Genomic DNA, 22,862 nt, shown 5'->3' with positions numbered 1-22,862 from the left:
CAACGGTTCCAGCTTCGGACCACGACGCGGTGCGGGCACACCCGCAGAAACACTCATACAGGAACTAACGACGGATCTCCGGCGCAGGACACTAGTTCGTGGTCCGCAGATGACGACGCAGATCATCGGCGTGCCTCCTGCACCGGGCCGCGGGCTGCTCGCCAGGCCCGGCCGAGCCGCACCACCGTGGGGCAGGCCGCCCCAGCGCGGCAGGACGTGCAGATTAGCGTGTGGTTGAGGTAGGCGTCGTACTCGGCTTGACCAGGCGCGGGTTCTGTCAGGGGGGTCATTGGCGGCCTTTCCAGCACGTGGGGCAACAGCGGGGGAACCACTGGGCGGCGCTTCCGTGTGCGTCTACGAGGCGCGATCCGAGGTCATGCGCGGTCGCGTTCGACAGGGGTGCGGCGCACCAGACACGGTTCGCGCCGCGCTGCTGTTGCTCCGTCAGTTCGACGACGCGGCGCAGCGCGGCGAGCGTGGGTCTGCCAGCGGGTCGGTGGGTGGTGGGGGCGGGGCGGCACGAGCAGGCAGCGGCTTGGCTGACGATCTGGACGGATCTCGGACGTGCACCCCGCACGATCGACGCGTACGGCCGGGGTCTGACCGAGTACCTGCTGATGTGTGAGCGAGAGGGTGTCGACCCGGTCAGCGCGCATTCGTCCCACTCGCCTTCGAAGTCTCGGTCGGACTGAGGCCCTCTGTCAGTGGTGTCTGATATCTGCTGTCCTGTCAGATACGCCGCAAGCACGCCGGATCGCCAGGAGATGCGATTCATGCCTTTCACCGCGCTGCACCCTGAACTGGGCCGCCTCGACTCGACCCTCCCCGGCCCCGGACACGGCCTGGAATGGCGACAGATCCACAAGGTCCATCCCCGCGTTCCCCTCACCTGCCCCGACTGTTCCTGGGGCCTGCACCCGAAGGTCTCCCGGTACGGAGTTCGGTTCTTCTGCCACGACCCGGACCGGCCGAAGTCGTGCGAGCTGCTGAACGAGTCGTGCGAGCACCACATGCTCAAGTTGGAGATGGCGGGCGCGATCCGGGCGGCCGGGTGGTTCGCGGCGCTGGAAGTGCCGGCCGAGGACGGATCGTGGCGGGCGGACGTCATGGCCTCGTCCGCGGACGGAAGTCAGCGCATGGCCTGGGAGGCGCAGCTGTCGCAGATCACGGTGGACGACATCGCTGATCGCACCGACCGGTACGCCGACGAGGGGATCCGGGTGTGCTGGGTGCACCCGGGCGCGCGGCCGCCGCGGTGGATCAGCGCGGTGCCGGCCGTCCGCGTCCGGGCCCCGGAGGAACGGGAGGGGCCGTGGGTGGTGGACGACGGGCTCGCCGGGTTCGTCTACCGGAGCGGGCGGTGGGAGTTCCGGGAGGAGACGCTGAAGCGGCTCGTGCGCTGGGCGCTGGAGGGGCAGCTCGTTCCCGCCGAGGTGCTGCGCCGGTATCGGCGGGTGTACCGGGTGGTCGATGGTGAGCAGCGTCAGTTCAAGCGGGATCTGTGGTGGACCTCGAGGCGGTCAATCGCCGATCAGGACAAGCACGAGGAGATGCGGCAGCGGCAGGAAGCCGCGCGGGCGGAGCGGGAGGCCCGCCAGCAGGAGCAGGAGGAGGCTGCGGAACGGCGCCGGAAGGAGCTGGAGGAGCAGGAGCGGGTACGGAAGGCCGAGGAGGACGAACGTCGGCGGCTGCAGCGGGAGGAGGGGCACCGCGTCTTCATGGAACAGATGCGGCGGCAGTGGGCGGAGGAGGAAGCGCGCCGGGAGCGGGAGCGGGTGGAGCGTGAGGCCCGTCTCGCCCGTGAGCAGGCCGAACGTGAGGAGCAAGAGCGCCAGGACCTGGAGACCGCGCGGGCGTGGTGGGGCCGGCTGTCGTCGCAGCAGCAGACCGAGTTGTTCGCCGCCGTCGCCGAGTACGCCTGGCGGACGTCGAACCTGCGGGTGGAGATCCCGGAGAAGCCGATGATGTGGCCGCAGTACGCCCGCGGCGTCCTGGTCCACGTGGCCGACAAGCGGCGGACGCTGTATGGGATCGTGCGGCCCTGCCCGGCCTGGCCGCTGCCTGCCCCAAGCTCGCGGAGGAGCTGGTCCTGGCCCGCAGCGCACAGGAGGCGCGCGAGCTCGCCGACATCCTTCCCCAGAGCCGGGTCGTCCACCTCGACCTGCCCGAGCACGAGCAGCTCACCATGTGCTGACCAGCCCGCAGCGCACCTCGCTCGCTGAGCTCGGTACGGACTGCGCATGACACCGCCGTCGTCCGACCAGTACAGCGGTAGCGCTACGTTCCTCCCGCCGCGCCCCAGCCCCGTACGAAGGCGGCCAGGGCGCGGCGTTGTTCTTCCTCACGGGCGATCTGCCGGGCGAGTACGGCGCGGTCGATGTACGGGTCGACGGCGGCGAGGACCAGGCGCTGGAGTTCAGCGGGCTCAAGGGCTTCGACTTCCCACTGCGCGGGAAGTGCGGGGTCAAGCCTGTAGCGGTCGGCGAAGGCCGGCCACCTCGGGTCGCCGTACTTGCCCTCGGCCGAGGGCAGCTCGTACTCGATGGTCTGCTCGCGGGTCAGGAGCACCCGGCGGACCTCGTCCCAGCAGTCTTCGGTGCGCCGCGCCCAGTCCCGTTCGATGTCCGCGCCGCTCGCGTCGAAGTCGCCGCACCAGAGCAGCGTGGCACGGCCGTGCCGGGCGGTGCGGCGGCGTACGACTTCGGCGTAGGACTGGGAGGCGAAGCCGCGGACGACCAGGACCGGGATGCCGTACTCGGCCAGCCAGCCGGTGAGGAGCTGCCGGAGGGTGTCCTTCGCCGCCGCGACGTACACCGGCCGCTGGCCCTCGGTGCGGTCGCGGGCGTCGCCGCGGCGCTCTCCGCCTTCCTCAACCGCACCTACCTGCAGATGTACGGGCAGACCCTGAGCCAGCTCAACCGCTACTTCGAGCAGCCGGTCTTGACCGGCTACTACCTGACCGCGGAGCGCCTGGCCCAAGACCTGGGCGAGGATCCCGAGAGCGAGATGCGCCGCCGCATCATCGACCAGGTCCTGGAAGCCAGTGCCCGGATGAACAACGGCGCCACCGGAGAAGAACCACCGCCACCGGCCAAGCCGAAGGCGAAGAAGAAGCGCACCACGGCGTCCTAGTGGCTCGGCTCATATCGTCGACTGGGTAATCGACATGCGGTCTGGCATCCGTCTTCTCGAACGTCGGTCAACGTCTCGGTGAAGGCTGAAGCCTCTGGCCCCGCACATGGTTCTCTGACTAAAGTCAGGGAATGGACATGGTGCAGATCGACCAGGTGCGGCAGTTCAACCGCACCGTCACCGAACGTGTGGGCGTGCTCCACGACCACTACCTAGGCCGCGATCGGCCCATCGGTGAAGCCCGGCTGCTCTGGGAGATCGGTGAGGAGGGCCAGGACGTGCGGCAACTGCGCGAGCACCTCGCGCTCGACTCCGGGTACGTCAGCCGGCTGCTGCGCTCCCTGGAAGCCGACGGCCTGGTGACGGTGGAGCCGCAGCCCCGGGACAGGCGGGTGCGCACCATCCGGCTCACCGATGCGGGCCGCGCTGAGCGCGCGGTGCTCGATGGCCGCAGCGACGAGCTGGCCAGCTCTCTCCTGGAGCCGCTCAACACGGCCCAGCGCGCCCGGCTGACCGCCGCCATGGCTGAGGTCGAACGGTTGCTGACCGCTGCGACGGTCACGCTGGACGCGGTTGACCCAGACCACCCCGACGCCCAGCACTGCCTGCGGTCCTACTTCGCCGAGATTCAGGCACGCTTTGAGACCGGCTTCGACCCCGCGCGGAGCCTGCTGCCTGACGCGGGCGAACTCCGGCCACCGCGCGGCCTGTTCCTGGTTGCCCGGCTGCACGGAGAGCCCGTCGGCTGCGCCGGCCTGAAGCTGCCCCCCGGCGCCCCGGCCGAGATCAAACGCATGTGGGTCGCGCCCCGCACCCGGGGCCTCGGTCTCGGCCGCCGGTTCCTGACCGAGCTGGAGACTCAAGCCGCCCAGCAAGGCTGCGAGGTACTCCGCCTGGACACCAACAAGGCGCTCACCGCGGCGATTGGTCTCTACCACTCCAGCGGCTTCCAGGAGGTCGCTGCCTTCAACGACGAGCCGTATGCCCACAACTGGTTCGAGAAGCGGATCAGCACACCACCGTTCGGATGAGGGCCCAGGTGGACTGGCGGCTTGTCAGGCGGCTCTGGCCGGGTAATCGGTCCGTGATCGGATCGCTGAGTCGGGCGCGAAGTTCGTCTTTGGTTCCGCGCGGGTGTTGTGCCAACGGACGTAGGCGGCGATGGCGGCGTTCTGCTCATCGTGGCTGCGATGGTCGGTGCCGTTGAGTGCGAAGTAGCGCAGGGCCGCGAACTCGGACTCGGTCCAGTTCAGCCAGGAGCCGTAGGTCGGCAGGAAGACCAGTTCGATGTCGTTGTCGGCTGCCCATGTGCGGACCTTGGCGTGCTTGTGCGGGGAGAAGTTGTCCAGCACCACATACAACTTCTGCCCGGGCCAGCGGGCGCGCAGGGCCTTGAGGAGGCCGAGGAACTCGCGCCACCGCTTGCGCGGGTGAATGCGGTAGTACAGCTTGCCGGTGGCCAGATCGAGGGCGGCGAGCATCTGCCGCACGCCGCCGTAGCGGTTGTAGGTGGCTCGCAGCCTGTGCGGACGCCTCACCGGCCCCCATGCCTTGCCCTTGCGGGGCATCAGGTTCAGCGGCCCGAACTCATCGACGCATATCACCCGCCCGTCGGCGGGCGGGGTGTCATACAGCGCCAGGACGCGGTGCATCTTGGCGATGAACTCCGGGTCGGTGGACGCCTTCCAGGTGGTGGTGGTCTTCCAGGAGACCTTGCCGGCGCGCAGGATCCGGCGCAGGGTCTCCCGGCTGATGGCCGCGGTCACCTTCTGCTTGACGAGGTGATCGGCGAGCTTGCTCAGGCTCCAGGTGGAGAACGCGGTGATCTTCCAGTCGGCGGGGGACGTCCGGGCGATCAGGCAGATATGCTCGCGCACCTCGTCACTGATCGTCTTGGGGCGTCCCCCGCTCCATTTTGGGTCAAGCGCGTCCAGCCCCTGCTCGTTGAAGGCGTGGATGACATCGCGGACGTAGTCCTCGCTGACCCGCATCAGCACGGTGATGTCCTTGACCGTCTGGCCCTGGGCGGACATCAGCACCACGATCGCCCGACGAAGTTTCACCGGGTCCTTCGCCCTCCGGCTGATTCTCTGCAGCTTCCGGCCCTCCTCCATGCTCACCGGCCGGACGAACACACTCGGTCGACGCCCCACGACCACCTCCAAGATCAGATCTTGGGGACAGTCTGCTGGCCGATGGGCAACAGGTCGACTACCTGGTCAAGCCTGCCTGACGAGCCACTAGTCGCTGCTGATCAGCTGCGCGCTGCCGGCGCCGAGCTGAGGGGTCCCGGAGCAGGGCGTTTTCTCTCGGTAGGTGGCTCCTGGGATGCGGGCCGCGGAACGCGTCAGCAGCTCGACGACCTGATCATGTTCAGTGTCGGAGCGGGCGTCCAAGACGAGCCGGTCCGGGCGCGTGGCGTGGCCAGTGGCCCAGGCAGGCACGGCAACAGAAGGAAAGGCAGGCCGGCATGACTCGGCAACATCTGACCCGCTGGGCTCGTAGAGCGGCGGCAGCCGCCCTCGCGCTGGCGGTCCCCATCCCCCTGACCGCCTGTGCCCCACGGACGGCGCCGTCGTCGGCGTCGGCCGAGGCCGCCCCGGAGCAGTGCCCGACGGGGGCCACGTGCGGCACCCTTACGGTTCCGCTGCTGCGCGGCTCCTCCGGCCCGCGCACGACACATGTTGCGTACGCACTCATGCCCCGGAAAGACACCTCCCGCCCAGCGGCAGGCACCATCGCGGTCAACCCGGGCGGGCCGGGCGGCGCCGTGATCCCTCTTGCCGAGATATACAGTGCCCAACTGGACGACCTGCGCCGCGACCACGACCTGCTCCTGATGGATCCGCGCGGGACCGGGGGATCCGACTGGCAGTCGTGCGGCACCCCGCCCGACGTCTTCACCTTGCCCAAACCCCGGCTGCAGCGGGCCATGGAACGCTGCGCGCAGAAGCTGGGCGACCGGCGCAACGCCTACACCTCGGCGAATATCGCCGACGACCTCGACGCGGTGCGCGCCAAGCTCGGCATCAAACGACTGGTGCTGTTCGGCCAGTCGTACGGCACCTATCTGATGAACGTGTACGCCGACCGCCACCCCACGCACGTCGAGAAGATCGTGCTCTCCGGCTCATACCCCCTCACCACCGACCCCTGGATGCGGCCGAACGCGCAGTCCGTCACCACCGCGCTCACCGCCTTCTGCCGCAGCTCCCAAACATGCGAGCCGGACAAGGCGGTGTCCGACACCGCGGCCCTCGCCGCCCGGCTCCGCCACAACCCGATCCGCTACACCCTCACCGCCGCCGGCCGTCCCCGCACCCAGGTGATCGACGAGGGCCAGCTCATGACGCTGTACACCCAGTTGGCCGGCGGCTCCCCGGACAACTGGCCCCGCCTGATACCCGCCGTGCAGCAGGCGCTGCGCGGGCAGCCGGACGCACTCGTCCGGCTGGACAAGGAGTTCTACGCACCGCTCTCCGACCTCCGCACCGTCGGAACCCAGCACTCCGTGGCGATGGCCTTCTCGGTGATCTGCCACGACTACGCCGTTCCGTACCACCGCAGCGCGTCCCTACCCACGCGGCAGGCCCAACTCCTTCAGGGACAACAGAGGGTTGGCGACCGGCCTTTTGCACCCTTCTCGGCGGCAGGCTGGACCCAAGGCTCGCTGGACACGGTCGACGCATGCATACGCTGGCCCGGCCGCACGGACACCACGTACCGGCCCTCAGGACGCATGCCCGACGTCCCCGTCCTCGTCCTCGCCGGAGACCTGGACACCAACACCGGCGCCGCCTACGGCCGGCAGGCCGCCGCCCAGTTCCGCCACTCCACGTTCATACTCATCCCCGGCGCCGCGCATACTCCCGACCAGGGTCCCTGCGCCACAAGCCTGCTCAACGACTTCATCCGCGCAGGACGCCTCACACGAACCTGCGTCACACCCTGACAACAGGCGGGGTCGTCGGTCCAACGCTGTCAAAGGCTTGTGGATCCGCCGCAGACAGCGGACTCTCGGCATCCAGCTCGGACGATGCGATACTGAAGAGTCGCAAAACCCGGTGAGCTGGACCCCGCTCTGGTCCCAGTCGAAGACAACGAAAACCCTCACCGCACGGTGTCCCTCAGCAGCCGCACGCAACACCGCTCCCCGTTTCGCCGACAAAGTTCCGGAGCGCATCGATCTCTACCGTCTGCAACAGCATCGGCACTTCCCTCCCCGGGGGGTGCCTCTATGTCTTTCGTCCGTCAGCGGGGCGTACGTTCGGATTGATGGTTGTCGGCCCAGGGCGGCGAACAGTTCGTCAATGGCCGGCGGCATCCAGTTCCGTCCGCCGCGTGTGTGGAGACTTCGGGCCAGGCCGCGAGACGGCGGCGACGATCAGCCCGGCCGCCGTGATCAGCGCCGCCGTGAGCAGGACGGCCCGGTTTCCCGCACGGTCGATGACGAGCCCACCCGCGAACGCACCGAGAGCGATGCTCGCGCTGAATACACCGGCCCACAGCGCGGCCGATGCCTCGGTACGCGCGGGGTCGGCCGTGCCAACCCAGGTCTGCGTCGAGACCGAGACCCCGCCGTACGAGGCGCCCCAGACGCCGAGCGCGATCAGCACAGTGACAGTGCTCGCGGTGGCGAACGGCAGCAGTGCTGCGGCCAGCGCGACGCCCGCCAGGACGGTGATCACAGCCTCCTTCGTGTACCGGCCGGCCAGGGGACCGAGGGTGAAGTTGCCGACGACGCCGGCCAGGCCATAGACCAGCAGGCAGCTCGCGATCAGGCCGGCGCTCATGCCCGCGTCCAACTCAAGGACCGGACGCACGTACGTGTAGCCGGTGAAGTGGCCGAACACGACCAGCCCCGTGATGGCCAGCCCGGCCACGACACCGCGGTTTCTCAGCACGCCGACGGTTCCGCCGACGCGGATCCGCTGGTGAACCGGGAGGGCCGGAAGCGTGAGGACCAGGACGCCGGTGGCCACCGCACCGACGAGTGCGAGGGCCCAGAACGTGGCACGCCAGCCGAGGAGCGCCGCAAGGAGGGTCCCCAGCGGCACACCGAGAACCGAGGCGATGGAGACCCCCGAGAAGATCAGCGTGGTGGCAAGCGCGACTCGTGGTCCGCCGACGAGTCGCGGGCCCAGTCCTGCGGCGAGTCCCCACACGACGCCCATCGCAATGCCGAGAAGGATCCGGCTGAATGCCAGGATCAGGAAATTGGGTGCGATCGCGGTCAGTGCATTCGCCAGTGACAGCAGAACCATGAAGGCGGCGAGCACCCCCTTGCGATCGCGGAGCCCGATGAGTGCCGGAACGAAGGGGGACACGACCGCGGCGATGATTGCGGTGATCGTCAGGGAGAGGCCGGTGACACCGGCGGAGACGGAAAGGGCCTCCGACATGGGCGTCAGCAGACCCACCGGCATCATTTCGGAGGACACCACGGTGAAAGTGCTGAGTGCCACGGCGATGACCGGTGACCAGCGAGGTGCGCCGCTGTCCGCTGTGGAGAGTGTGAGGGCTTCCGTATTTTTCATCTGGCCAGCTCACCACCCCCTTGTGTGGCCGAACAAGATGGATTATCAGCCCCAACTGCGGCCGCAGCCCTCGCGAGCCCGCCCAGGTCCCCGGTGGCTCTTCCCGGATATGGTCCCGGGCAAGCCGATCTCGACGCACGGCATGACCCAGAAACTCAACCGGCACGGCATCCCGGTTCGCATCGCGCGCAACGGGGTGTTGGCCGCCCTCGCTGCTGGTCTCCCCAGCCCGATCCTCGCCGACGTGACCGGGATGCACCGCCACACTGCGCTCCGCTGGGTCGCCTACGCCCAACGCGACTGGGCTGAGTACCTCGCCGCGCGAGCTGAGTTAAAGTCAGGAGACGTCGTTCCAGCCGTCGACTAATACTCCAGCAGGATTTCGATGTCTGACCTGCAGGTTTCGCTGGGCGGCTGGAGTGCAGCGGGCTGTGGAGTGGTCAGGGGCGGTTTCACGGAGGCCGCCCCTCGATCGTGCGAGAACGCCGCAGGTAATGGCAGCGGCGGGCGACTGCTTGGCGTCGTCGGCGCCACTGCGACCAGCTCACCGCGTGGTGGCGGCCTCGATGTCCGCGCAGGTGCGGGGGCCGGGGACGACAAGCTGCCAGGAGTCGCCGAACCTCCGCCACTGTGAGCTCGATGCCCCCGGCTGCCTCACCGGTTCCGCCCCCTTTTCCCGGGCCCGGTGTGCCGTGGCTGCCAGGAAGGCATGCGCGAGCATCGCCAGGGTGATGTGCCGGTACCAACCCGGGTAACGACGGACTTCGTACTGATCCAGGCCGCACTCGTTCTTCGCGGCCTGGAAACACTCCTCGATCGCCCAGCGCGTCCCGGCGATCCGCACCAGCTTCTGGGCGGTGGTCTCCAAAGGGGCGTAAGCGAGGTAGTAGGCGATCTCTTCGGGCTTGCGGATGCTGCGACGGGCCAGCGCCCACCACACCCGGTGAGGGATCTCGCCCTGGTAGTCGAACTCGGCGACAGCCGGCAGTCGCACCGCCGCCCAGTGGTAGACGCGCGGTCCCTTCGCGCCGTTGCCGCATGAGATCTTCTCCCACGCCTCGGCCGGGGCCTGCGCAAACAGACCCTCGATGCGGGGACACCCCACGGTGAACTGGGACTTGGGCACGGCCAGCACGTAGCCGACGCCCGACTGCTCCAGCAGCCGGCGGAAGCGGCTCTCCTGTCCGTAGGCGGAATCCGCGGTGACCCAGGTGACGGGCAGCGGCGAGCCGAGGGCCCGCAGCACCATGCGCCGGGCCAGTGCCCCCTTGGTGGCGAACTCCCGATCATCGGGGACCCTTGCCGCGCGGCAGCGTTCGCGGTCCTCGGCCCAGGACTTGGGGAGATACAGCTCACGGTCGACCAAGGCCCGGCCGCGGTCGGTGGCATAGGCGGCGAACAGTCGGGTAGGACCATCGCATTGCTGCGACGGTCCCCCCTCAGAACCGGCCGTGCGGGCTTTCCCCGCAGCTCGGCTCAAGCAAGCCCAGAAGGCTCACAGGCGTGCAGTGCAGGACGAGTGAATCAGACGGAGTTGCACCCCGTCCGACGTTCCGATCCCGCGATAGGTGATCTTCCTGGTGCTGATCGCCTGGCGGGTGCCACGCAGCCACTGCTCCCACTCGGTGGGGCTGGACGGCGGAGCGTCGGCGTGCAACAACGGGCCCCGACAGATCAAACACTGCCCGTTCTGCGCCTGGAGCAGACGCAGGGTGGCACGGTCGATCGGCGGCGGTGCGCTGGTGCGGCGCCGTTCGGCCCAGTAGGTAGCCAGGGCAGGGTCGTCCGGGGACGCCGAGCCGTGGACCATCTGGTGTCGGACGATCTTCGTCCAGGCAAATTTCAGCAGGTAGGCGCCGCTGTCGCGGTCACCGAACACCCACTGGTCCTGCCGGGACTTGTTGAACGTGCCGTAGTACCGGGCGGTGACCCAGTGCCGTGGCTTGTTCGGGTGAGCGCGGGTCGCCCACTTGTAGGTGAGCTTCCACATGTAGTCGTCCAGCGCGGTGAAGATCTCGCTGGCGACCACACTCCGGTAGTAGGCCGACCACCCCCGGATAATCGGGTTCAGCCGTTGCAGCACCGCGGCGGCGTTGGCCCCGCGAAGGGACCGCACCTCGGCGCGCATCCTGTTCCGGATCCGTCTGACGGCCTCGCGGCTCGGCTTGATCAGCAGCTTGCCGTGATAGCGGCGGATGGTGAAGCCGAGGAAGTCGCAGCCCTCTTCGAGGTGGACGACGCGCGTCTTGTCCTCGTTGAAGACCAGTCCTCTCGGCTTCAGCCACTCGGCAAGCCTGGCCTTGACCTGTTCGGCCTGTTCCCGTGAATGGCACAGGGCGACAAGATCGTCGGCGTATCTCACCAGCAGCGGGGAGCCCGGCATGGTGTCACCGGCACGGCGGCCGGTCTGCCGGTACTGGACTCCCGCAGCCGTCTCCATCCCGTGCAGAGCGATGTTCAAGAGCACCGGGCTGATCACGCCACCTTGCGGAGTTCCCTCCTCGGTCGGCGTGAACCGGCCTTCTTCGACCACACCCGCTCGCAGCCACTGCCCGACCTGTTCCCGTGCGGGGAACGTGCCGAGCTGCTGGAGAAGGTGGTCATGGTCGATTCGGTCGAACGCCGCTGCCAGATCCGCGTCCAGCACCCACCGGCGGCGGGCCTTGCTGCCCTTGGCCGTCCAGTAGATCGCCGCGATCGCGTCCTGACAGCTGCGGCCGGGCCGGAAGCCGTACGACTTCGGCTCGAACCGCGCTTCTCACTCCGGTTCCAGTGCCTGGGAGACCCGGGCTTGCTCAACCCGGTCCAGGATCACGGGAATGCCGAGCGGGCGTCTCCTGCCGCCTGACTTGGGGATATACACCCGCTTGACGGGCCAGGCCATGCCCGGGCTGATCCGGTGCTGAACCCGGTGGGCCAGCTCCGCCTTGCCCGAGGCGGTCAGGATGACCTGACCGTCGATCCCGGCCGTCTTGCGTCCTGCGTTGATCTCCGTCACCCGACGCACGCTGACCAGCGTGTTGGACCGGGAACGGAGCATCAATTTCTGCAAGTTGCGGACCCTTTTGAGGTCCCCTGCCTGCGATGCCGCGAAGATTCTCTGCCGCAGTCGCCGTACTGACTCCTCCTGGGCCTGCCAGTCGATGGCATCCCAGTCGAGCGGAGTGTCCTCCGGTCCGTTCACCGAAGCGGTGCTGGTCGCGGCCGGGTCGGCAGCAGGTATGACCGTCACGGTGTCTAACTTGCCCTTCGGTTCTGGTTCCTGTTCAACAGCGTTCTTCGCGGGCTCACCCGGCCCACGTCAGCACCCTTTCGGGTCCGGGCATCCGCCCGTATCCGGCCAGTTATGCGGGACTCGGCGGAGGTGCCGGTGCTGTCCCGGTTTCCTGCTGCCTTTCGGCGGCCGGCATTGGCTTCTTGGACCGTCCTGCACCCGCTGGGGAGTTGGGCCTTCCTTACGGTCGGCTGACCAGACCAGCAGGTCTGGACCCCAACGGGGTTGTCGCGTTCCACACGTGTGAGATGCGACCGGGGTGGGCGCCCTCATTACCCCGGGGCGGTGGTGTCCTCCCGGCCGACTCGGTGTCTTCGACCGGCACCTGCCGCTTCTCAGCGGCCAGCCCTGCACCCCGCTCGTACTTCCCATCTGCGAGGCTTGCCATCACGGAGCATCGTTGAGGGTTCAGTGAGCTTCACCCGTCCGGTCTTCCCCTTGCCTGTGACCCCCGGATGGAACGGGGGCTCTTGGGCTTCTTCCCCGAGCTTCGTACCCCGCCGTTACCAGCGACGCACGTCGGGGAGGGGACGGGCCTTGGACACTGGCCCGGGTTACGTCCTCGGCGTCGTGCCGACCTCCTCCCTGCGTAACCACTCACAGCGTGCGACCTCGCGTCGCACCGCCGATCTGGCAGTTCTCGGTGCGACCGGCGGTCCCGGAGTATTGGCGCTGGACCCCGGCGGAGGTGGTGCCCTTCTTGATGAACCCGGTGTCGTCGATGATGAGGACTCCGTCGTCCTCACCAAGCTTTTCAGCGACGTATCCCTGCAGTTCATCGCGGATGTCGTCCGGCTCCCACTTCGCCCCGGCGAGCAGATGCTGCAGGCCGTCTGGGGTGGCGTGGCCTGCCTGCTCGGCCAGCTGCCAGCTGTTCTTGCGGGCCACCGGGGCCAGCAGCCCACGCACGTAGTCACGCATGCGGCGGCGAAGCTCCACACGGCCGAAGCGATGACCGATGGTCACGAAGAGATCGTCCAGTTCAAGGTCCCACTGCTCGGCATCCTGCTCGATGATCACGTGGGGAGCTTTCCCACCCGCCGTCATTACCTGCGGCGTTGTCGCACGATCGAGGGGCGGCCTCCGTGAAACCGCCCCTGACCACTCCACAGCCCGCTACACACCAGCCGCCCAGCGAAACCTGCAGGTCAGACTGCGAAATCCTGCTGGAGTACTGGCTTCCTGGGGCAATCCCCGCACGGCCCTGGGGGGGGCTGCCCCCACCCCGGTCCGTCGTTCGCGTCCCGCATCTCCCACGATGTCTTGTATCCCCCACGTCCCATCGAAGAAGGTGCAGGTCAAGGCCGTCCCACCGGTAGCGGGTCTCCCAGGGTCCCACCCATCGCGTGGGACGCCGCCGGGCTCCGCGACGGTCGGCAAGACTCCTCATCAGCGCGGCGAGCCCGGCGGCCCGAGGCCGAAGCACCGGCCTGTGCCCGGCCCGTGCCCGTGTCTCCCGTGAGACTCCCGCGCACTCCCGCACGACCGTCCGCACAAGGGGGAACCCTCATGTCCCGTATCTCTGCCGAGGTGAAGGCCGCGTCGCGGTCGGCCCGCGCGACAGCGCTGGGCGCTGCCGTCCTGACGGCCGGGGCCGCGCTCACCGTCGCGCTGCCGGTCTCGACGGCCGCGGCCGCACCGGTCTCACCGGTCTTCAAGGCTCCTTACACGTGTGGTGAGACCTGGAAGGGTTCCACCCGCGCCAACCACAACCCGTGGGAGAAGATCGACTTCAACTGGGGCGTCGGCCGGGACGACCGGGGCAAGCCGGTCCGCGCCAGCGCGGCTGGGAAGGTCACCTTCTCAGGCATGTACAACGACAAGTCCGCGTCCGCTGTGTGGATCGATCACGGCAACGGCTGGCAGACCCGCTACCTGCACATGCAGCTGAGCGGCATGATCAAGAACGGCACCCAGGTCAAGGCGGGCGACATCGTCGGCAAGGTCGGTGACGTCGGCTCCCCGGGCTCGGACCACCTGCACTACGAGCAGCGCTACAACGGCAAGATCGTCCACGCGACCTTCGACAACGTCAAGTTCAAGTACTCCACCGCCCCCGGCACCGCCTTGAAGAGCACCAACTGCGGCCAGACGACCCCGCCGCCGCCCGCCAAGCAGGTCGGCCACGACTTCAACAGTGACGGCAAGGCCGACGTCATCGCCCGCAACGCGGCCGGGGAGCTGTACCTCTACAAGGGCAATGGCACCGGCGGCTTCCAGACCGGTGCCGCCAAGATCGGTGGCGGCTGGCAGGTCTACAACGCCATCGTCGCGCCCGGTGACTTCAATGGCGACGGCAAGGCCGACCTCATCGCCCGCAACACCGCCGGTGACCTCTACCTCTACAAGGGCTACGGCAACGGCACCTTCCAGGGCGCCGTCAAGATCGGCTCCGGCTGGGGCGGCTTCAACACGCTCATCACGCCCGGCGACTTCAGCGGCGACGGCAAGGCCGACGTCATCGCCCGCAACGCGGCGGGCGACCTGTACCTCTACAAGGGCAACGGCACCGGCGGCTGGCAGGCCGGCAACATAAAGATCGGCAATGGCTGGGGCGGCTTCAACACCATCGTCTCCCCCGGCGACTTCAACAGCGACGGCAAGAGCGACCTCATCGCCCGCAACGCGGCCGGTGACCTCTACCTCTACAAAGGCAACGGCAACGGCACCCTGCAGTCCGGCGTGAAGTTCCGCTCCGGCTGGCAGATCTTCAACGCCATTGCCGCGCCCGGTGACTTCAACGGCGACGGCAAGGCCGACCTGCTGCCCCGCAGCAACGAGGGTGGCCTGCACATCTCCCGGGGCAACGGCGACGGCACCATCCAGCCCGGTACCAAGATCAGCGACGGCTGGAACGGCTTCAACATCATCATCTGACCCGGCCACTTGGCCTGCTGCCCCCCGTTTCGAGCTGTCGGAACGGGGGGCACCCCGCGTTCTGCCGACGCCCGGCTCGTCAGCGGTCGCGGTAGGCCACCTGCTCCGGCATCTTGCCCAGGCGCTGCTGCCAGTCATCCACCAGCAGCACCCTGTCCAGTGCCGCGAGGGCGGTCGCGACGAGCTGGTCGATCTGCTCCTCCGCCTCCTGGCGGACACCGGAGGCGAACACCGCCTCGCGCAGCTCGACCGGCTTCCAGTCCCCGCCCTGGCCGTCCGCCACCAGGCGGGCGACCCGGGCGTCCTTGGCGGCCGCCAGGGCGATCAGCAAGGTCATCTTGTGTTCGTTGACGTCCAGACCGGCGGGCTTGCCCGTCGTTGCGGAGTCACCGAAGGCGTCGAGCAGGTCGTCGCGCAGCTGGAACGCCTCGCCCGCCGCGACGCACTCGGCTCAGAATGGGCAGGACCTTGTCCCGCGACCACGGCACGTCCGGCAGCCGGACCGATTCCTCGATATCCGCATAGAGGCCTGAGTCAGAGATTCGGTGGCAGTAGGCGGCGACTTTGTCGAGGATTTCGTCGGCGGTCTTCGTCCAGACGAAGGGCCTGGGTTGGTCGTTCCAGGCGGCGAGCCAGGTCCGGATGTCGTGTTCGAGGGCCTGGACGGAGCGGTGGACGCCTCGCTGGAGCTTCTTCTGTGTGAGCTCGGCGAACCAGCGTTCCACCAGGTTCAGCCACGACGCACTCGTGGGTGTGAAGTGCAGGTGGAACCGTGGGTGCGCCAACAGCCACTTCTTGATTTCGGGTGTCTTGTGGGTCGCGTAGTTGTCGAGGATCAGATGCACCTGGAGCCCGGCGGGGACTTCCTTGTCGAGCTTGGCCAGGAACTTCTTGAACTCGGTGGCCCGGTGGCGGCGGTGGAGGGAGCCGATGACCTTGCCGGTCGCGACTTCGAGGGCTGCGAAGAGGGTGGTGGTGCCGGCCCGGATGTAGTCGTGGCTGCGGCGTTCGGGAACGCCGGGCATCATCGGCAGGACCGGCTGGGACCGGTCCGGGGCCTGGATCTGCGACTTCTCGTCCACGCAGAGCACGAGCGCCTTCTCTGGCGGGTCGAGGTAGAGGCCGACGACATCGCGGACCTTGTCGATGAACAGCGGATCCGTCGACAGCTTGAAGGTCTGGGACCGGTGTGGGGCCAGGGCGAATGCCCGCCAGATCCTCGAGATGGCCGACTGCGACATCCCGGTCGCTGCGGCCATCGATCTGGTCGACCAGTGAGTGGCGTTCTTGGGTGTCTCCTCGAGGGTCTTGACGATGACCCGTTCGACATCTGCATCGGTGATCTTCCGTGGGGCACCGGGCCGAGGTTCGTCGTGCATGCCTTCCAGGCCGCGGCCGAGGAACCGGCGCCGCCAGGTGCGGACCGTCTCGGGAGCGATCCCGAGACGGCGCGACACCTCCGCGATCGAATGCCCCTCGGCGGACTCGAGCACGATCCGGGACCGTAACGCCAACGCCTGTGCCGTCGGCCGACGACGCACCCACCCTTCCAGCACAACCCGCTGGGCATCGGTCACGGACGACGGCGGAATCTTCGGACCCGGACGACTCATGCCCAACCAACGATGAATCTCTGACTCAGGTCAATAGAGACCTTCCACCGGATTTCCCGGTTCGGCCCCGGCTGAACCGCCCTCGGGTTCGGTAGAGATCTCAGATTGTGGTTGTGACCTGGGGTTTCGTGAGTTCCGTGTAATAGTTGGCTTCGTACTCGACGGGCGGGATATGGCCTATCTCGCCGTGGAGCCTGCGGTGGTTGTACCAGTCGACCCACTCGGCGGCGGTGGCCAACTCGACCTGGGAGAGCGACCTCCAGGGCCGCTGGGGCTTGATCAACTCAGTTTTGTACAGGCCGATCGCCGATTCCATCAGGGCGTTGAAGCAGGCGTCGCCGACCGAGCCGATGGGCGCGGCTATGCCGGCGGCGTCCAGATGCTCGGCGAGCCTGAACGACGTGCACTGCGATCCGGCATCCGAGTGATGGATCAACTCGCTTGGCTGGATAGTTTGTTGATCGCGATCGCGTTGCCAGATCGCCATCTCCAGGGCGTCCAGGACGAAGATGGTCTCCTTGACGGTGGCCGCCGACCAGCCGACGATCCGGCGGAAGAAGGTGTCCACGACGAACGCGACGTAGACGGTCGCCGACCAGGTCTTCACGTGGGTGAAGTCCGCCAGCTACCCAGCACCGGTTGGGGGCGGCGGCGACGAAATCGCGGTCGAGACGGTCGGGAGCCCGCTCGACCTGCCCGCCGGGAAGCGTGGTGATCACACGCTTGCCGCGGACCGCCCCCTGGATGCCCATCTCGCGCATCAGCCGCTCGACAGTACAGCGGGCCACCGCATGTCCCTGCCGGTTCAGCTCACGCCAGATCTCCCTCGCGCCGTAGACACGGTAGTTGGCGGTGTGGACCTGGCTGATCAGCTCCTTGAGCTGAGCGTCCCGCACCGATCGTGCGGACGCGGCGGCCAGTCGTTTCTTGTGGGCGTAGTAGGTGGAAGGGGCGATCTTGCAGTCGTGCTCTGCAGATCGACTCGACCCCGCCGAAGCGGTCCCGGTGTTCGTCGAACGCTACGAGCGTGTGTGTGGCCGGTCGAGCTCGGCCGCGAAGAAACTCGCCGCGGCCTTCAGGATCTCGTTGGCCCGCTTCAGCTCGGCGTTCTCTTTCTTCAGCGCCTCGAGCTGGGCGGACTCCTCCGTTGTTGTCCCTGGACGCGTCCCCGCGTCGATCTCGTGCTGCTTCACCCAGTTCCGCAGCGTCTCCCGCGAGCCGATGCTGGCTTGTCGGCCACCGCCTGCAAGGCGGCCGTCTCGTTCGGGTGGTCGCTCCGGACCTCAGCGACCATGCGCACCGCACGACGGCGCAGCTCAAGCGGGTAACGGGAGGGTCGTGGCATGACTCGACACTTTCGCAGATCGATTCTCCATTCGAACCGGGGCGGTTCAGGAGCGGTGGGCGGGAGGGGCGTTCGACGGCCGGAGGCGGATCATTCCACTGCGCCTGGCATTTGGACGATCGCCGCCAGATCCGCGGCCTCCAGGGCCGGGTCTTCGATCAGGGTCTGGTGCACGGCTTCCAGGATGGGGAGCTTCGTCGCCGCGGTGGCGAGGGCGACGTCCTTGGCCGCAAGGGCGAGCGAGAAGTGGGAACCGGTTGCCGTCGCCCGTACCGCAGCCTGGCCAAGCGGGCCTCTGCCCAGGGCGTGCAGCGCCAGGTCCTGAGGAACGCCGAGGGCGGCGGCGAGCGTGAGTGTTTCGCCGATCAGGGCTACTCCGCCGATTACCGCGTTAATGAGGACCAGCTTCAGCGCGGCGCCCGCGCCTGGGGCGCCGCAGGCTGTGACCGTGCCGAGTCGGCCGAGGATCCCGTCGACGGGGGTGGTGTCGCCGCCTGTCAAAATCAGCAGCTCTCCGCTCGCGGCCCGGTCGACGCTGCCCATGACCGGGGCGTCGAGGAGGGTGACGCCTTCTGGGAGTCGGGTCGCGAGGGTGCGGACGGTGTCCGGGCCAATGGTCGAGGTGTCGATCCAGATCGTGCCTGGACGCAGTTCGGGAATCATTGCGTCGGCGACCTCAAGGACCGCTGCCGGGTCGGAGAGCATGGTAATCACGACGTCCGCGTGGGCAACGGCCTCGGAGGGCGTGGCGGCCCGGGCGGCTCCTGCCTCGACCAGTTCGTCGGCGTGGACGGGAGTGCGGTTCCACACTGTGAGGCGGTGACCGGCGGTGAGCAGGCGGCAGGCCATGGGCCTGCCCATGCTGCCCAGGCCGAGGAACGCTATCCACTGCGATGTCGGATCGTAGGAGTTCTGGTTCTGTGACATGGCCTCGACGCTATGGGTCCCTTGGTCATGCGACAAGCGAATGTTTAGCATCGATGCCATGACGAATTCGCATGGCATGGCTTGTGGCCTGCATGAGATCTTTCTGGCTGTCGCCCTTGAGGGCTCCTTCACCGGTGCCGCCCGGACGCTCGGCTATACCCAGTCGGCTGTCTCACGTCAGGTACAGAGTCTGGAGGAGGAGACCGGGGCGCAGCTGTTCGAGCGGCTGCCGCGCGGGGTGCGGCTCACCGAGGCGGGCCGGGTGCTGCTGCCCCACGCGGAGGCGGTACGGACCCGGCTCACGGCGGCGCGCGCGGAGCTGGACGCCCTCCGGAGCCTGGACGGGGGGCTGTTGCGGCTCGGCTCGTTCTCCAGTGCCAATGCCGCGTTGGTGCCGCGGGCACAGGCGGAGTTCAGGGTCCGGCATCCGGGCGTCACCGTCACCCGCACCGAAGGACCGTCCGTGAAGCACCTGGGGCGGATCGCCGACGGTGAGGAGGACTTGGCGGTGGTCAGCCCAGCTCTCGGTGCGCCCCCGCCCGACGGCGCGACCCTTCACCACCTGCTGGACGAGCCCATGCTGGTGGCCCTGCCGCGGGGCCACGCGCATGCGGGTCGGCGCCCGGTACGGCTCGCTGAACTGACAGACGAGGAGTGGGTCGTCGGCCATGAAGGCCTGGCGGACACCCTGTTCCGCCCGCTCGTCGCCAGCGGCTTCACCCCCCGTACCGGGTTGATCGCACACGACTGGATCGCCAAGCTCGGCGCGGTCGCAGCGGGGCTCGGCATCACCCTCGTACCGGCGTTGGCCGCTGCCTCCGTAAGCCGGGACATCGTCCTCGTCACCATCCACCCGCACGACGTGCCTTACAGGCAGGTGTACGCGGCGACTCCCCCCACGCCGACGGAAGCTGCCCGGACGTTCCTCAAGGTGCTCCACGAGACAGCGGTCGCATTGCGCGGTTCCCGCGGATTCTCCGGATGTGCGCCGCAGCGACCTCGCACAGATGTGTGAGCGGGCTGCAGACCCTCTGGGCCGGGTCGGTCGCAGGCGAGCGGATTGTGTCGCGATGTGCCACTCCAGCTGCGACATTGGCTGAGACCCCAAAGTTCACGGACGCTCGTCCTCGGCATCTGCATGGCCGTCGGCGGAGTGCGCGGCGTGGTGGACGGACGAGGTCTGGACGGCCCTCGGTATCCTCGGCGTGGGGATTCTCGGCGTACTCATCGTCGTGAGTTGCTTCGTCACCGGTACCCGGTCGAGGTGATCTCGCACTGCGTGTGGCTGTACTTCCGCTTCCCGCTCAGCTTCCGTGAGGTGGAGGAGCTGATGCTCCAGCGCGGCGTGATCGTCTCCTACGAGACGGTCCGGCGGTGGTGCGCCAAGTTCAGGCATGCCTACGCCGACGGGCTGCGTTGCCGCCGGCCCCGGCCCCGGGGACAAATGGCATCTGGACGAGGCGTTCATCAAGGTCATCGGGGAGCGGAAGTACCTGTGGCGGGCCATCGACCAGGACGGCGGCGTGCTCGACATCCTCGTGGGAGGAAGACGTGGACGCGCAAGCGCTGCGTCACCAGGGGTGGACGATCTCCGCGATCGCCAGACACCTGGGACGCGCCCGCAAGACGATCCGCGCCTACCTGAACGGCGAGCGCGTCCCGCAGCAGCACCGCCAGGCTCCAGACGCGTTCGTTCCCTTCCTGGACTACTGCCGGCAGTTCATGCTGTTCAACTTCGGCGGGGCGCGGCACGACGGAACCAGAACCCGGCTCGCAGTCAAGCGAGTTCAGGACTGCCCCGGCGCCTGTCTGCACACCGCAGCCCAGGGGGCCCAGCAGGCTCGAGGTTCGGAGGCGCGGAACACCATGCTGCTTCCTATTCGCCCTGGGAGCGGCGGCCGCCGGGCCGCTCGCCACCTGGTCGCTCCCCGGCGCCCTGCTGACGGCGGCCGCCGTGGAGATCCTCGCGGCACTGAGCTTCTTCGCGCTCCCCCTGTCCCGCGTGGCCCCTCGCGCTTGACCCGGTGCGCAGACGCGTCCTCGGGTGGCGTGCTGGCCTTCCAGATGTCGTTCACCACCTGCTTCGGCACCCACAGATGGGCGACGGGAACGAACCACGCCGCGAGAGCCCAGCCCCGGCCGTGGCGGTGGCCGTTCGGTGAGAAGAACTCGGCATTGATCCGGATGCGCCGGAACCAGAACGGCCACACCGCGATGGTGACCAGAAAGACCGCCATCGCCACCAAACCGCGGTTGATCGCACCTGGCAAGAAGCGGCGCTTGAGCTCCCTCAGCTCCATAGCCGAGCCGGCCTCCGCCAGCCGGTCGTACAGCTCGTACGAGGCATTGAGCTCGAACACCATCGTCACGGCCACCACACTGAGCAGCACCACCAGGAGGTTCGCCCACCCGCGAGGTGATTTCCGCGCCTTCGTGGGCGCGGAAGACGGCGTGGTGACGCCCTCGTGGGGCCCCACACACGGGGCATCGCGTGCCACGGCGGCGGTGGCGGGCCGAACCGGCCCTAGGGTGCCCCGGCGGTGGACATGGCCATGCTCGCCTGAGGTGTTTCGACTTCCAGGAGTTGTACAGCCTGCCGCCCGAGCCGGACGGTCAGGTCACCGGGGAGCCAGGCGCCGGCCTCGGGCCGGTGTCCCTCTGTGCGCCTGAGCAGTTCGTCGACCGTGGGGCGACCGCTGGGCTCCTTGACCAGGCAGTCCGTGATCAGAGGCGCATCGCTCGCCGGTGTGACATGTTCGCCCCGGACCTGCTCGGGCGACATGAAACCGGGCGAGCCGATCAGTGCGCCGGTACGCGTCGCCACGGCTCCGGGAACGGTGTCCAGGACACGGGCGATACCGAAGTCGATGACGCGGGGACCGTCGATCGTGACGAGGATGTTGGACGGCTTGAGGTCGCGGTGGACCAGCCCGGCGCCGTGGATGTCCCGCAGCGCCCGCACCAGGCTGCCCGCCAGAACCTCTACGGAACGCTCGGGCAGCGCGCCGTATCCCGGGCCGTCGTCCCCCGCGAGCACCTCGTGCAGCGAGGGCCCGGCGACATAGCCGGTCGCCACCCACGGGGTCGCTGCTTCCGTGTCGGCGTCCAGGACCGGCGCGGCCCACTCACCGCCCACAAGGCGGGCCGCCTCCACCTCTTGCCGCAAACGGCGGCGGAACTCCTCGCGGCCGGCCAGTTCCGGCTGGACCAGCTTCACCGAGACCGTGCGGCCACACTCCGAACGAGCCAGGTAGACATGGCTCATGCCGCCCGAGCCGAGCCTGCGCAGCAGCCGGTACTCACCGATCCACTCCGGGTTGTCGGGTCTCAGGTCTTCCATCGTGGTGCTTCCTCTTCTAATTCCGCTGTCGCGCCACGCCGAGAAGAGGACATGGGAGCAGACACACCGTCAATCACCAGGCTGGACAAGGTGATCTGCCACCCGCCGGTGGGCTGGTTCCTGGGGCGGGTACAGGTCCGGGCGTGTCCAGCACCTGCGCCGGAGACCGGCTCGGCTCCGGTACATGAACACCGTCCCCCGACCGCACCGCCGATGTCCGATGCCTCACCGGCCTCCGTACCCGCTCATACGAGGGTTCACGCCGTCACGGAACGTGGGTGGTGTCGCTGCACGTCACGTGCGGGAGTGATGCCGCGGACGAAGAAGGCAGCAGGCACGCCTTGAGACGCTCTCCGCCGGACAGCTCGACTGCTGGGAAGATCTCGGCGCGCCGGTCGCCGACGTGGCCGGTGCGCAGGAGCCTGTCGTCGACATAGAGCACGACCATGTCGCCGCGCCCCGCCTGGACGCTCTCGGCCCAGGCGCGGCGGCACCCCGGGCTGTGCCACAGTTCCACCCGAGCGGTGCCTGACCAGGCCGATGAGAGCAGCGACGCGTCACCGGCACAGGTGCCGACCGGCTCCGGGTGCTTCGCTACGCCACCTCCCGGGGAACTCCGCGGATAGTGCGACGTGGGGCGCGGGCCGGACCCACTCGGCCCGCTCCCCGGCCCCGGGGACAGCAGCACGGCCGACAGGAGAGCCGATGCGGTCACCATCAGTGCCACAGCGGTCGCCCTCCTCGGGGTCTTCGGGGTCTTCGAGAGGCGCTCCCGAAGGATCTGCCGGAACCCGTTGCCAGGCTCGGGCAGCGCCAC

At 68.4% G+C, this 22,862-nt stretch carries 17 protein-coding genes and 7 pseudogenes; 9 read left to right on the top strand and 15 right to left on the bottom strand.

The window, feature by feature from the left end:
* Window positions 1–773 precede the first annotated feature (773 nt).
* Window positions 774–2,222: a competence protein CoiA family protein gene (locus tag ACZ7L9_RS35730; protein WP_471421688.1), complete on the top strand. Its 1,449-nt coding sequence runs from the start codon at window positions 774–776 to the stop codon at window positions 2,220–2,222.
* Window positions 2,223–2,277: 55 nt separating this feature from the next.
* Here ACZ7L9_RS35730 and ACZ7L9_RS35725 read toward each other — a convergent pair whose 3' ends face one another.
* Window positions 2,278–2,814, bottom strand: coding sequence for a hypothetical protein (locus ACZ7L9_RS35725; RefSeq protein WP_471421687.1), 537 nt, complete (start codon window positions 2,812–2,814; stop codon window positions 2,278–2,280).
* A 75-nt stretch (window positions 2,815–2,889) separates the two neighbouring features.
* On the opposite strand from ACZ7L9_RS35725, the gene ACZ7L9_RS35720 reads away from it, so the two are divergent.
* The gene (locus ACZ7L9_RS35720) at window positions 2,890–3,132 is read left to right on the top strand and encodes a hypothetical protein (RefSeq protein WP_471421686.1); all 243 of its coding nucleotides are present in this window, start codon (window positions 2,890–2,892) and stop codon (window positions 3,130–3,132) included.
* Between the two features lie 131 nt (window positions 3,133–3,263).
* Window positions 3,264–4,163 carry a bifunctional helix-turn-helix transcriptional regulator/GNAT family N-acetyltransferase gene (locus tag ACZ7L9_RS35715; protein ID WP_471421685.1) on the top strand — a complete coding sequence of 300 codons (900 nt, stop codon included), beginning with the start codon at window positions 3,264–3,266 and terminating at the stop codon, window positions 4,161–4,163.
* A 24-nt stretch (window positions 4,164–4,187) separates the two neighbouring features.
* On the opposite strand, the gene ACZ7L9_RS35710 is transcribed toward ACZ7L9_RS35715, so the two are convergent.
* Entirely contained in the window at window positions 4,188–5,195 is a 1,008-nt protein-coding gene (locus tag ACZ7L9_RS35710) for an IS630 family transposase (protein WP_471421684.1), read from the bottom strand.
* 407 nt (window positions 5,196–5,602) lie between these two features.
* On the opposite strand from ACZ7L9_RS35710, the gene ACZ7L9_RS35705 reads away from it, so the two are divergent.
* Window positions 5,603–7,084, top strand: a complete 1,482-nt coding sequence (locus tag ACZ7L9_RS35705) for an alpha/beta hydrolase (protein WP_471421683.1) — start codon at window positions 5,603–5,605, stop codon at window positions 7,082–7,084.
* 355 nt (window positions 7,085–7,439) lie between these two features.
* Here ACZ7L9_RS35705 and ACZ7L9_RS35700 read toward each other — a convergent pair whose 3' ends face one another.
* Window positions 7,440–8,534 carry an MFS transporter gene (locus tag ACZ7L9_RS35700; protein WP_471421682.1) on the bottom strand — a complete coding sequence of 365 codons (1,095 nt, stop codon included), beginning with the start codon at window positions 8,532–8,534 and terminating at the stop codon, window positions 7,440–7,442.
* On the opposite strand from ACZ7L9_RS35700, the gene ACZ7L9_RS35695 reads away from it, so the two are divergent.
* Window positions 8,533–9,036, top strand: a complete 504-nt coding sequence (locus tag ACZ7L9_RS35695; protein WP_471421681.1) for a hypothetical protein — start codon at window positions 8,533–8,535, stop codon at window positions 9,034–9,036. The two genes, ACZ7L9_RS35700 and ACZ7L9_RS35695, sit on opposite strands and share 2 nt — an antisense overlap.
* Before the next feature lie 177 nt (window positions 9,037–9,213).
* On the opposite strand, the pseudogene ACZ7L9_RS35690 reads toward ACZ7L9_RS35695, so the two are convergent.
* From ACZ7L9_RS35690 to ACZ7L9_RS35675, 4 genes and pseudogenes are all read right to left on the bottom strand, one after another.
* Window positions 9,214–10,140: pseudogene (locus tag ACZ7L9_RS35690) on the bottom strand (IS701 family transposase); the annotation flags it as partial.
* Window positions 10,141–10,164: 24 nt separating this feature from the next.
* On the bottom strand, window positions 10,165–11,358 hold the full coding sequence (locus ACZ7L9_RS35685) for a reverse transcriptase domain-containing protein (RefSeq protein ID WP_471421692.1): 1,194 nt from the start codon (window positions 11,356–11,358) through the stop codon (window positions 10,165–10,167).
* Window positions 11,359–11,427: 69 nt separating this feature from the next.
* A complete protein-coding gene (locus ACZ7L9_RS35680) occupies window positions 11,428–11,901 on the bottom strand; it encodes a reverse transcriptase N-terminal domain-containing protein (RefSeq protein WP_471421680.1) in 474 nt (157 codons plus the stop codon).
* Window positions 11,902–12,567: 666 nt separating this feature from the next.
* Window positions 12,568–12,990, bottom strand: a pseudogene (locus tag ACZ7L9_RS35675) (IS701 family transposase); the annotation flags it as partial.
* 462 nt (window positions 12,991–13,452) lie between these two features.
* Here ACZ7L9_RS35675 and ACZ7L9_RS35670 point away from each other — a divergent pair.
* Window positions 13,453–14,820 carry an FG-GAP-like repeat-containing protein gene (locus tag ACZ7L9_RS35670; protein ID WP_471421679.1) on the top strand — a complete coding sequence of 456 codons (1,368 nt, stop codon included), beginning with the start codon at window positions 13,453–13,455 and terminating at the stop codon, window positions 14,818–14,820.
* 79 nt (window positions 14,821–14,899) lie between these two features.
* On the opposite strand, the gene ACZ7L9_RS35665 is transcribed toward ACZ7L9_RS35670, so the two are convergent.
* The 5 genes and pseudogenes from ACZ7L9_RS35665 to ACZ7L9_RS35645 form a co-directional block, all read right to left on the bottom strand.
* On the bottom strand, window positions 14,900–15,157 hold the full coding sequence (locus ACZ7L9_RS35665; RefSeq protein WP_471421678.1) for a hypothetical protein: 258 nt from the start codon (window positions 15,155–15,157) through the stop codon (window positions 14,900–14,902).
* Window positions 15,158–15,181: 24 nt separating this feature from the next.
* Window positions 15,182–15,226 (bottom strand): annotated as a pseudogene (locus ACZ7L9_RS35660) (hypothetical protein); the annotation flags it as partial.
* Window positions 15,227–15,362: 136 nt separating this feature from the next.
* Window positions 15,363–16,433, bottom strand: a pseudogene (locus ACZ7L9_RS35655) (IS630 family transposase); the annotation flags it as partial.
* 100 nt (window positions 16,434–16,533) lie between these two features.
* A pseudogene (locus ACZ7L9_RS35650) lies at window positions 16,534–17,778 on the bottom strand (IS3 family transposase).
* Window positions 17,779–17,868: 90 nt separating this feature from the next.
* Window positions 17,869–18,705, bottom strand: a complete 837-nt coding sequence (locus ACZ7L9_RS35645) for an NAD(P)-dependent oxidoreductase (RefSeq protein ID WP_471421677.1) — start codon at window positions 18,703–18,705, stop codon at window positions 17,869–17,871.
* Between the two features lie 58 nt (window positions 18,706–18,763).
* Here ACZ7L9_RS35645 and ACZ7L9_RS35640 point away from each other — a divergent pair, with 58 nt between their 5' ends.
* The 3 genes and pseudogenes from ACZ7L9_RS35640 to ACZ7L9_RS35630 form a co-directional block, all read left to right on the top strand.
* Window positions 18,764–19,720, top strand: coding sequence for a LysR family transcriptional regulator (locus tag ACZ7L9_RS35640; protein WP_471421676.1), 957 nt, complete (start codon window positions 18,764–18,766; stop codon window positions 19,718–19,720).
* Window positions 19,721–19,942: 222 nt separating this feature from the next.
* Window positions 19,943–20,273: pseudogene (locus ACZ7L9_RS35635) on the top strand (IS6 family transposase); the annotation flags it as partial.
* Window positions 20,257–20,310: pseudogene (locus tag ACZ7L9_RS35630) on the top strand (hypothetical protein); the annotation flags it as partial. The pseudogenes ACZ7L9_RS35635 and ACZ7L9_RS35630, both read left to right, overlap by 17 nt.
* Before the next feature lie 182 nt (window positions 20,311–20,492).
* On the opposite strand, the gene ACZ7L9_RS35625 reads toward ACZ7L9_RS35630, so the two are convergent.
* The 3 genes from ACZ7L9_RS35625 to ACZ7L9_RS35615 form a co-directional block, all read right to left on the bottom strand.
* Window positions 20,493–20,942: a DUF4328 domain-containing protein gene (locus tag ACZ7L9_RS35625; RefSeq protein ID WP_471421691.1), complete on the bottom strand. Its 450-nt coding sequence runs from the start codon at window positions 20,940–20,942 to the stop codon at window positions 20,493–20,495.
* 287 nt (window positions 20,943–21,229) lie between these two features.
* Window positions 21,230–22,045 carry a serine/threonine-protein kinase gene (locus ACZ7L9_RS35620; protein WP_471421675.1) on the bottom strand — a complete coding sequence of 272 codons (816 nt, stop codon included), beginning with the start codon at window positions 22,043–22,045 and terminating at the stop codon, window positions 21,230–21,232.
* A 265-nt stretch (window positions 22,046–22,310) separates the two neighbouring features.
* On the bottom strand, window positions 22,311–22,772 hold the full coding sequence (locus ACZ7L9_RS35615) for a hypothetical protein (RefSeq protein WP_471421694.1): 462 nt from the start codon (window positions 22,770–22,772) through the stop codon (window positions 22,311–22,313).
* Between the last annotated feature and the right edge of the window lie 90 nt (window positions 22,773–22,862).

It is taken from the genome of Streptomyces sp. NPDC111516 (assembly GCF_055635345.1).
The sequence above is the reverse complement of the archived record's forward strand: the minus strand, read 5'-3'. Positions and strand labels throughout refer to the sequence as shown.